This window comes from Leisingera sp. ANG-M6, from assembly GCF_000813905.1.
Taxonomy (GTDB): domain Bacteria; phylum Pseudomonadota; class Alphaproteobacteria; order Rhodobacterales; family Rhodobacteraceae; genus Leisingera.
This window is the reverse complement of the sequence record NZ_JWLG01000004.1, coordinates 49,530-58,997: the sequence shown is the minus strand read 5'-3', so window position 1 is coordinate 58,997 and position 9,468 is coordinate 49,530. Positions and strand designations below refer to the sequence as shown.

Sequence of the window (9,468 nt, the reverse complement as noted above, 5' to 3'; positions counted from 1 at the left end):
CGCCTGGTCGGCAGGTGCGACCCTTCCACCAGCCGGATGATCTCCAGCTTCTCAGATGCGGGATACCTCATTCGCCGTCGCCCCCATCTGCGATCATGCTTTTTTTGAGCAGCCGCAACTCCAGGGCCTGCTCAGCGACAACCTCCTTTAGATCTCGGGCTTCACGGCGAAGGTCTTTGACCTCGCTCGACGTCGCCGCACGCGCCGTATCGCCCGCCAAGCGTTTCTTCCCGGCTTCGAGGAATTCCTTGGACCAGCTGTAATACAAGCTCTGCGCAATGCCCTCGCGGCGACACAGCTCTGCAATGCTGTCTTCGCCCTTCAGGCCGTCCAAGACGATCCTGACCCTCTCCTCAGCTGAGTACTGCTTGCGGGTGGCGCGACGGATGTCCTTGACGACCTTCTCGCCGTGGCTCTGCTTGGTTCCGGGTTTCTGTCTCATCTCCACTCCTTGGTGGTTACGATGTGTCAGAAACTCTCTCTTATCAAATCACCCTAAACTGTCCCATTGGCGCTGACGTCAGACAAGGCGTTGTGTGAGCCCATAGCGGCTGATGCCGTGGAACGGACAAATGTCTTAGTCGCATTATAAAGCGGTCATTCGGCCATCGTTCCGGCAGTGCTGCTGAATGGACTGTATTCATCTGACCGGGGTGCCCTCGTGCATTCGCGGGCTTGCTCAGAGTGACTTAGGTGCCGGGTCTTCCTCCAGAACCCGTCGCGCCACGCGGAAACACTCCAGTGCCTGCGGCACGCCGCAATAGATGCCGATCACGTGGATGATCGCTCGGATTTCATCCTGAGTGACGCCATTGTTAAGCGCTCCGCGGCAATGGATTTCCCATTCGTGCATCTTGCCCAGGGCGCCTATCATCGACAGGTTCATCATTGAGCGCGTCTTGGCGTCGATCACATCATCGCCCCAGCCAAAACCCCAGCACCAGGCCGTCATCGCTTCCTGAAAGGGGCGGGTGAAGTCATCGGCGGCGGCGAGGTTTTTTTCGACATACCCGGCCCCAAGCGTAGCCTTGCGCTGCGCGAGTCCCTTCAGGAACAGATCTTCGTCAAATGTGCTCATCTCTTATCCTTTCAACCGGATCGCGATATTCTTGGTCTGCACGTAGTTCCAAAGCGCCTCGCGGCCCTTTTCGCGGCCATAGCCGGATTTGCCGTAACCGCCAAAGGGGGTCTCAACGCCGCCTGCGTACCATTCGTTGACAAAAACCTGACCTGCGCGCAGTTGCCGTGCCGCGCGGGTTGCGCGGGCAAGATCGGCAGTGAAGACGCCGGCCACCAAGCCATAGTCGGTGCTATTGGCGATCTCGATGGCCTGCGCCTCGTCGCGGAAGGACAGGACAGACAGGACCGGGCCAAACACCTCTTGGCTGGCGATCTCCATGTCTCGTGTCACGCCCGACAGCACTGTGGGTTCTAGGAATGCGCCGGGGCGGTTGGGCTTGCGCCCGCCCGCGGCAACTTGTGCGCCTTGTGCTTCGGCGCGCGCAATCATCGAGACGGCGCGGTCACGCTGACCGTCGCTCACCATCGCACCCATGTTCGCGCCGAACCCGGGGCGGTCGATGCCAGGACCAACTGAAAGGGATTTGGCGACTGCCGCCGCCCGCTCGACCAGTTCGTCATGGCGGCTTTCGTGAACGATCACACGGGACATGGCCGAACAAACCTGGCCGGCGTTGAAATAAATTCCCCAGCGGATGTCATTCTCGAAGGCGTCCAGATCGGCATCTTCATGCACGATGGCTGCTGACTTGCCGCCCAGTTCCAGCACGCAGGGCACCACGTTCCGGGCGGCTGCGGATGCAATGGCAATGCCCGTCGGCACCGAGCCGGTAAACACGATCTGGTTCACGTCAGGGTGCCCGGCCAGCGCCGCACCCGCGTCGCGCCCCAGCCCGCAGACAACGTTCACGGCGCCGGGCGGGAAACCCGCCGCCTCAGCTGCCTGGGCCAGATAGGCATTGGTGAGCGGTGTCATTTCGGGTGATTTGATGACGCAGGCATTGCCGGTAGCCAGCGCGGCCGAGAGCGACCGGGCCGTCATCTCGACCGGATAATTCCATGGAATGATCTGCGCGGACACTCCGAACGGTTCGTATTCTGTCCAGTCCATATAGCCGGCGCCAAGGGGGATGGAGCGGCCTTCGACCGTGCTGGCCTGATTGCCGTAATACTCAAAATAGAGCGCAGCACCCTCGACCTCGACGTGGCTTTCCCAAAGGGGCTTGCCCTGCTCGAGTGTCAGAATGCGCGCGATTTCGTCCTTGTGGTCGAGCAGGTAACGGCCCATCGCCTGAACCATCCGGCCCCTTTCGATCGGGCGCATGGCGGTCAATGCGCCGGACAGATGAACCTGGCGCGCCGCTTGCACAGCGCGGTCCACGTCACCCACATCAGCGAGGGCGTGCTCAGCGATCCGTTCGCCGGTCGCAGGGTCGGTCACGCTGATACGGCCCGCGCCGCCGTCGGCCCATGCGCCGTCTATATAGTTCTGCCAATAGGGTTTCACGTCAGTCATCAACGGCCTCCCGCATCCAGCGTTGAAGGTGCATCACAGAGTGTTCCGAATTGACACCGCAGGCGGGATCAACCACCAGCGGTCCGGGCACGTAACCGCGCGATTTCAGGCCGCGCTGCACACTTTCAACAAGGTGAATATCTTCCTCGACCGTGGTGGCGCGGTCCTGCTGCGCCATGCGGCGGACGGTTTCGTCGTCATAGCCGCCGGCAGAGTACCAGCCGCGCCAGACCACGACGTGATCTGCATCGACAGCCCGCCAATGGTAGGTGTTCAGCAGGTTGCCGGGATAGACCTGAAAGCTGAACATCGGCCACAGGAACCAGCTGGAATACTTGTCGTTGTTAGGGAACCCGCTGTCGATGCCGTAGGTCATCTGGCTCAGGTCATTGCATTCCGTCGTGTGGCGCAGGCAAAAGCCCTGCGGTTGGATATCGTAGGTTTCCGGCCGGATCACTCCAGTGGCGAAAGTCGGATGGTTCAGCGAGCAATGGTAGCACTCCGAGTAATTCTCGACCGAGACTTTCCAGTTGCAGTTCTCCGGGATTTCAACCCATTCCAATGGCTTCAGATCGGCCCAGTTGGGCACAAATGCCTCGATCTCGGCCCGCGCGTCCGGAAACCAGGCGTCCATCGGTTCGGCATCGGGATCAAGGTTGACGAAAACAAAGCCGAGGAAGACCTCTGTCCGAACCTCCGTCAGGCAAATTTCCGACGCGTCGAAGCCCGGCACGGATTTCGCGTTGGGTGCGGCGCGCAGCTTGCCGGTCAGCTCATAGGTCCATGCATGGTAGGGGCAAACTACGACGCGGGTGCTGCCGATCCCGCTGACAAGCTGATGCGCGCGATGCTGGCAGACATTGTAGAAGGTGCGGATTTCGCCATCGCGGCCCCTGATCGCAAAGAGGCTTTCATCACCCATCTCAAAGGCCACGTAGTCGCCGGGGTTTTCCAGCTGGCTGGCGTGGCAGGCGAATTGCCAAGTGCGCGCCAGCAGCCCGGCCTTTTCGATCTCAAAAACCTGCGGGTCGGTGTAGTAACGCGCGTCCAGTGACCGGACTGGTGGTGTTTCGTCCTTCATTCCGGCTCCTCCATGTAAATGCCAAGCTGATGCCGGCGGCTGTGAAATGTCTCGACCCGGTCAACGATCTCGTCGCTGGCTACGGCAATCACGAAACTCAAAAGCGTTTCAAGAAATGCGATGGTTGAGACGGATGACGGGAAGAATTGCGGCGTGTCCACGGCGACGGCAAAGCCATGGTCTGCGGCCCTGATGATCGGGCTGGCCGGGCTGTCGCTGAGGCCGATGATGGTCATGCCCTGTTCGCGAGCCACCTTGATGGCGGCCATGACCTCGCTGCGGTAAGGGCGCATGGACATTGCAATCAACACGTCGCGGCTGTCGGCCCAGGCCAGATCATCTGTGGGGGTGGAGCCGGGGCGCGGGATGGCGTGGAACTGCACCATGCCGGTAGAGGCGAGGTAGGTGAAGTTGCGCGCGTTCGCATTGTTCACACCGACACCCAGCGTAAAGACCTGCCGGCTGGCCCAAATCGCCTCCGCCGCGGATTTCAGGGCCTCGGCGCCGATGCTTGCGAATGTGTCTTCCAGGTTGCGGATCGCACCTTCGGCCATGTCGGCATAGAGCCCGCCCAGATCGCCTGATTTGCGAATGTCCTGCAGCCAGCGCGCCCGGTCAGGAAAGCTGACGGCCCCATTGCGGATCGCCTCACGGAAGGGCGCGCGGAAATCCTCGTAGCCCTCAAAACCCACCTGCCGGGCCATGCGCACGAAGGTGTTGGGTTTGACGTTGGCTGCCTCGGCGATCTCCCGCACGGTTGAAACCCCCACATCATTGGGGTTTTCCAATACATAGCGCGCGGCTTTCTGCGCTTCGGGCGTCAGCGCGTCCCACACTTCGGCGAGGCGGTCCAATACACGGCGTGATACATTTGTGTCATTCATGATTGACAGTGATACATCTGTACTCTTAGCCTGTCCACATGTTTTGCGACTCCCGGACAAAGGAAGCGACCATGTCGGAAAAGCAGTTTCCCAGCCACGCCCGCGTGGTCATCGTAGGCGGTGGTGTGATGGGGGTCGGGCTTGCCTACCACCTCGCGCATGAGGGTTGGGGGCCAGAGGTAGTCTTGCTGGAAAAGGCTGAACTGACCTCGGGCAGCACCTGGCATGCAGCGGGGCAGATCACTCATTCCACCAGCAGTTTCGGGCTGGGGAAATGCGTCGATTACAATATCGGGCTCTATTCCGGCGCGCTGGAAGCGGAAACCGGTCAGGCTGTGACATGGCATGGGTGCGGGTCGTTCCGGCTGGCCTATACCGAGGATGAGATGGACTGGCTGCGCCACACGCTATCGGTCGGCCGGTCTTTGGGGTTCAACATCGAGCTTGCCAGCCCGGACCGCGTGGCGCAGCTGCACCCGTTTTATAACCTCGACGGCGTTTTGGGAGCGTTGCACACGCCCGATGATGGCCATGTGGACCCAACCAATGTGACAATGGCCATGGCAGCCGGCGCCCGCGCAAAAGGCGCGCGCATCATCCGCCGCTGCCGGGCCACGAATATCACTCAGGCGGCAAACGGCGAGTGGGTGGTTGAGACCGAGCAGGGCACGATCACCTGCGAACACGTTGTCAACGCAGGCGGCACTTATGCGCGGCAGATGGGCGAATGGTCGGGTCTGCAACTGCCAATGACGTCGATGACGCACCATTATTTCGTTACCGACGAAGTGCCGGAATTCCGCGATCTTGAGCAGGAATTGCCTGTGATCCGCGATGACCGAAAGGTCTCGGGCTACATCCGGATGGAACAGAAGAAGGGCCTGATCGGCATCTATGAAAAGGCCAACCCCAACACGGTGTGGGAGGATCACTGCCCTTGGGAGGCAGAGAACGAACTTTTCGCGCCGGACTATGATCGTGTCATGCCCTGGCTTGAGGAAAGCCTGAACCGGATGCCGATTTTCGCTGAACTTGGCATCAGCCGCGACGTCCATGGCGCCATCAGCCACCCGCCCGACGGTAACCCGCTGATAGGCCCCGCGCCTGGCGTGCGCAATTACTGGTGCTGTTGCGGCACCCAGATCGGCATCGGCTGGGGCCCGGGCCTGACACGCGAACTGGCGCGCTGGATGGTGCATGGCGCGGCGGATATCTCGATGCGCGACTATGACCCGCGCCGGTTTGGATCTTACGCTGACAAGGACTGGCAGGTCATTAAGGCCAAGGAGGACTACTGCCTGCGCCACGAAATCCCTTTCCCGCATTTCAACCGTCTTGCCGGGCGGCCGGTCAAGCCGTCACCGCTGCACGAGACGCTGAAGGCGAAGGGGGCAGTGTTTGAAGAAGTCTACGGTTTTGAGCGGCCGCGCTGGTTTGCCAAAGGCATCGAACAGCGCGATTACTATTCCTTCCGCCGCACGCCTGCAGACGGCATGGTCGCCGCAGAGATCAAGGCGGTGCGCGAGCGCGTTGGGATCATGGATGTCACGGCTTTCACCAAGGTGCTGATCGAGGGGCCGGAGGCCTACGCGCTGCTGGACCGGCTGACCGCAAACCGGATGCCGCAGAAGGCAGGGTCGATCACGCTCACCCACATGCTGAACCGGGGCGGGCGGATCGAGTTGGAAACAACGATTGTGCGCATGGCGGAGGACCGGTTCTATCTCGTCTGCGCTGCGTTCTTTGAACAGCGCCTCCTGGATCATCTGGCCGCGCATCGAGATGGGGCGGATGTGACCATTACGGCCCTCTCGGACAGCTGGGGTGCGCTTTCGCTGAACGGGCCAAAGTCCCGCGATGTTTTGGGCGCGTGCACCGATACGCCGCTGGACAATACATCCTTCCGCTGGCTCTCGGCGCAACAGATTACGGTTGCCAGGCACACTGTCTGGGCCATCCGCATGTCCTACGCAGGAGAGCTGGGCTGGGAGCTCCACATGCCCTTCGACGCGATGACGGACGTTTATGACGCGCTCTGGCAAGCGGGCCAGGCACATGGCATCGCTGACTATGGCAGCTTTGCCATGAATGTGATGCGGATGGAGAAAGGCTTCAAAGGCGCGGGTGAGCTGACCAATGAGGTCACCTTGGCTGAGGCAGACGTTTTGCGCTTTGTCCAGGCGGATAAAGATTTTCTTGGCAAGGACAAGACTCTGAACACCGGCCTGCCATGGATCTGCGCCTATCTGGAAATTGACCCCGACGGCGAGATCGACGGGCACGGCGGCGAGGCTGTTCTGCATGGCGGCAAAGTCGTCGGCTCAACCGCATCGGTTGTTTATGGCCACACGGCCGGAAAGATCCTCGCCTTTGCCTATATCAAGCCCCATGCCGCCGAACCCGGCACCGCATTGGAGGTGATCATCCACGGCCGGCCGCGCGCTGCTCGTGTACTGGGCGAACCGGCTTATGATCCGCAAGGCTTGCTCCCCCGCGCGAATGCTGTTCAGGAGCCCGCCGAATGAACCCGCTTGCCTCTCCAGCGCTCGCGCCTGCCGGTGTAGAGCCGCGCATCACGCGGTTGCGTCTGTGGCATATGCCGCTGACCAGCCACACGGCCTACTACATGGCCGATGGCAAGACGTGCGACACGGTCGAAACTGTTGTGATCGCAGCCGACACCGATGCCGGTCTGACCGGCTGGGGTGAGGTTTGCCCGATCCCGCATTACTTGCCTGCCTATGCCCGCGGCGTGGCACCAGCCCTGCAGGAGCTGGCGCCGGTAATCCTTGGGGGTGATCCTATCGGTGCCGAGGCGCTCATGGCCAAGGCCGATGCCTATTTGCCAGGGCATGTTTATGCGAAATCCGCGCTGGACATCGCGCTATGGGATATTACTGGGCAAGCTGCGGGATTGCCGATCCATGCCCTGATGGGCGGGCGCCGGCAGGACACTCTGCCGCTGTATCATTCCATCACCTGTGTCGATCCGGAAGAAATGGCCCGCATCGCTCGTGAGGCGCAGGCGACGGGGCTTAGCCAGTTCCAGGTCAAGCTCGGTGCATCGGGCGATTGGCAAACGGACGTCGAACGGCTGACAAAGGTACGTGAGGCGGTTGGGCCCGGCCCGCTGGTTTACGGTGATTGGAACTGCGGCGCGACCACGCTGGACGCGATCCGCACGGGCCGCGGGGTGGCGCATCTGGACGTAATGCTGGAACAGCCCTGCGCCACGCTGGAAGAGTGCGCGCGGGTGCAATCGGCCACAGGTCTGCCGATGAAACTGGATGAACTGGCACATGATACTGCCACGCTTCTGCAGGGGCACCGGCTGGGCATCATGGACGCAGTTGCGCTGAAGCTGTCAAAGTTCGGCGGGCTTTCGGCTGCGCGCCGCGCGCGCGACCTGTGCCTTCATCTTGGGGCAAAGATGTGCATCGAGTGCACCTGGGGCAGCGATATCGTTACTGCGGCAGCACTGCACATTGGGGCTGCAACCCCGCCCAGCCGTGTTCTGAACGTTTGCGACCTGTCGGGCTATGTCAGCCCGCGCCTCGCCCCCGGCGCGCCAACGCGCGCCGATGGCCGCATAACTCCGCCCGATGGCCCCGGTTTGGGCATCGCTATCGACCAAGACCGTCTCGGCACGCCCGACCTGATACTGGATTGACCACATGAACCGCCTTCACTCCCAAGCAGATTGGGTCACCCGTGCGCGCGAGGTTCTTCCCGCCGCCGGTTTCGGCAACTTCGACGCTTCCACCGTGATTGCGAGGGGCGAGGGGAGCCGTGTCTGGGACGAGGATGGCCGCGAATACGTGGATTACCTGATCGGCTCCGGCCCGATGCTTTTGGGCCATGGCCATCCGGAAGTCATGGAAGCGGTGCTGGAACAGCTGCCCCAGGGCATGACCTTTTTTGCCAACAATGCAAAAGGCATCGAACTGGCCGAGGCTATCGTCGAAGCAGTGCCCTGCTGTGAACAGGTCCGTTTTGTCACGTCTGGCAGCGAGGCGGACATGTATGCCATCCGCCTCGCCCGCGCTTATACCGGCAAGCCGAAGATCCTCAAATTCGAGGGCGGCTATCATGGCATGTCCGCTGAGGCGCAGATGAGCCTGGCCCCGGCCCGCGAGGTCAACTTCCCCTCGCCCGTGCCAGACAGCGCAGGTATCCCGCAAGGCGTGGCCGACGACATGCTGATCGCGCCGTTTAACGATTTGGAGGCGGTCGGGTCGCTTTTGGCCGAACATCAGGATATCGCCGCCATCATCGCAGAACCCTTGCAGCGTATCATCCCTGCCCAGCCCGGCTTCCTGCAAGGCTTGCGCGATTTGTGCGACAGGCACGGCGTGCTGCTGATTTTCGACGAGATTGTCACCGGTTTCCGCCTTGCCTATGGCGGCGCCCAGGAACGTTACGGCGTGACGCCGGATATCTGCACGCTCGGCAAGATCATCGGGGGCGGCTTTCCTTTGGCGGCGCTCGGTGCCAGCACCGAAATCATGTCGCATTTTGACAAGGCGGCCGTGGGGGCAGAGCGGTGGCTCATGCAGCTTGGCACGCTGTCGGGCAATCCGGTGGCTTCTGCCGCTGGCCTCAAAACGATGGAGATCCTGCGGCGTCCGGGACAGTATGAGCGGCTGCGCGAACTGGGGCAAACCCTGATGGACATGCAATCCGCCGCACTCAACGAGCAGGGTATCGCCCACCGCATTTGCGGTGATCCGGCATTGTTCGACATCTTCTTCACAAATGCGGAGCCGATCGATTACCGAAGCGCAAAGCATAGCGATCCGGGGCTTAATGCGCACTGGAACAGCACATTGCGCGCCAAAGGCGTCTTTAAGTCGCCTGGGAAACTTTATCCGTCTCTGGCCTTGAATTCCGGCGACTTGGAATTGACCAATTCAGCTTTCCAGCACGCAGCAAACGCTTTGTCAGAATATGGAAATAAGGCGACGTAG

7 protein-coding genes and 1 pseudogene are annotated in these 9,468 nt (G+C 61.3%); 3 read left to right on the top strand and 5 right to left on the bottom strand.

Annotated features, from left to right (window positions below; all coding sequences use genetic code 11):
* The 5 genes and pseudogenes from RA24_RS02475 to RA24_RS02455 form a co-directional block, all read right to left on the bottom strand.
* A pseudogene (locus RA24_RS02475) lies at positions 1 to 442 on the bottom strand (transposase); the annotation flags it as partial.
* A 237-nt stretch (positions 443 to 679) separates the two neighbouring features.
* Entirely contained in the window at positions 680 to 1,078 is a 399-nt protein-coding gene (locus RA24_RS02470; RefSeq protein ID WP_019296322.1) for a carboxymuconolactone decarboxylase family protein, read from the bottom strand.
* A 3-nt stretch (positions 1,079 to 1,081) separates the two neighbouring features.
* Positions 1,082 to 2,536: an aldehyde dehydrogenase family protein gene (locus tag RA24_RS02465; RefSeq protein ID WP_039189540.1), complete on the bottom strand. Its 1,455-nt coding sequence runs from the start codon at positions 2,534 to 2,536 to the stop codon at positions 1,082 to 1,084.
* A complete protein-coding gene (locus RA24_RS02460; RefSeq protein ID WP_019296324.1) occupies positions 2,529 to 3,617 on the bottom strand; it encodes an aromatic ring-hydroxylating oxygenase subunit alpha in 1,089 nt (362 codons plus the stop codon). The genes RA24_RS02465 and RA24_RS02460 overlap by 8 nt, the downstream gene beginning before the upstream one ends.
* A complete protein-coding gene (locus tag RA24_RS02455; RefSeq protein ID WP_029204827.1) occupies positions 3,614 to 4,501 on the bottom strand; it encodes a MurR/RpiR family transcriptional regulator in 888 nt (295 codons plus the stop codon). The genes RA24_RS02460 and RA24_RS02455 overlap by 4 nt, the downstream gene beginning before the upstream one ends.
* 71 nt (positions 4,502 to 4,572) lie before the next feature.
* On the opposite strand from RA24_RS02455, the gene RA24_RS02450 reads away from it, so the two are divergent.
* The 3 genes from RA24_RS02450 to RA24_RS02440 are packed head-to-tail and all read left to right on the top strand — an operon-like array spanning position 4,573 to position 9,468.
* Positions 4,573 to 7,026: an FAD-dependent oxidoreductase gene (locus tag RA24_RS02450; RefSeq protein WP_039189537.1), complete on the top strand. Its 2,454-nt coding sequence runs from the start codon at positions 4,573 to 4,575 to the stop codon at positions 7,024 to 7,026.
* A complete protein-coding gene (locus RA24_RS02445) occupies positions 7,023 to 8,171 on the top strand; it encodes a mandelate racemase/muconate lactonizing enzyme family protein (protein WP_052254238.1) in 1,149 nt (382 codons plus the stop codon). Before RA24_RS02450 ends, RA24_RS02445 begins: the two co-directional genes overlap by 4 nt.
* 4 nt (positions 8,172 to 8,175) lie before the next feature.
* Positions 8,176 to 9,468, top strand: coding sequence for an aspartate aminotransferase family protein (locus tag RA24_RS02440; RefSeq protein ID WP_039189535.1), 1,293 nt, complete (start codon positions 8,176 to 8,178; stop codon positions 9,466 to 9,468).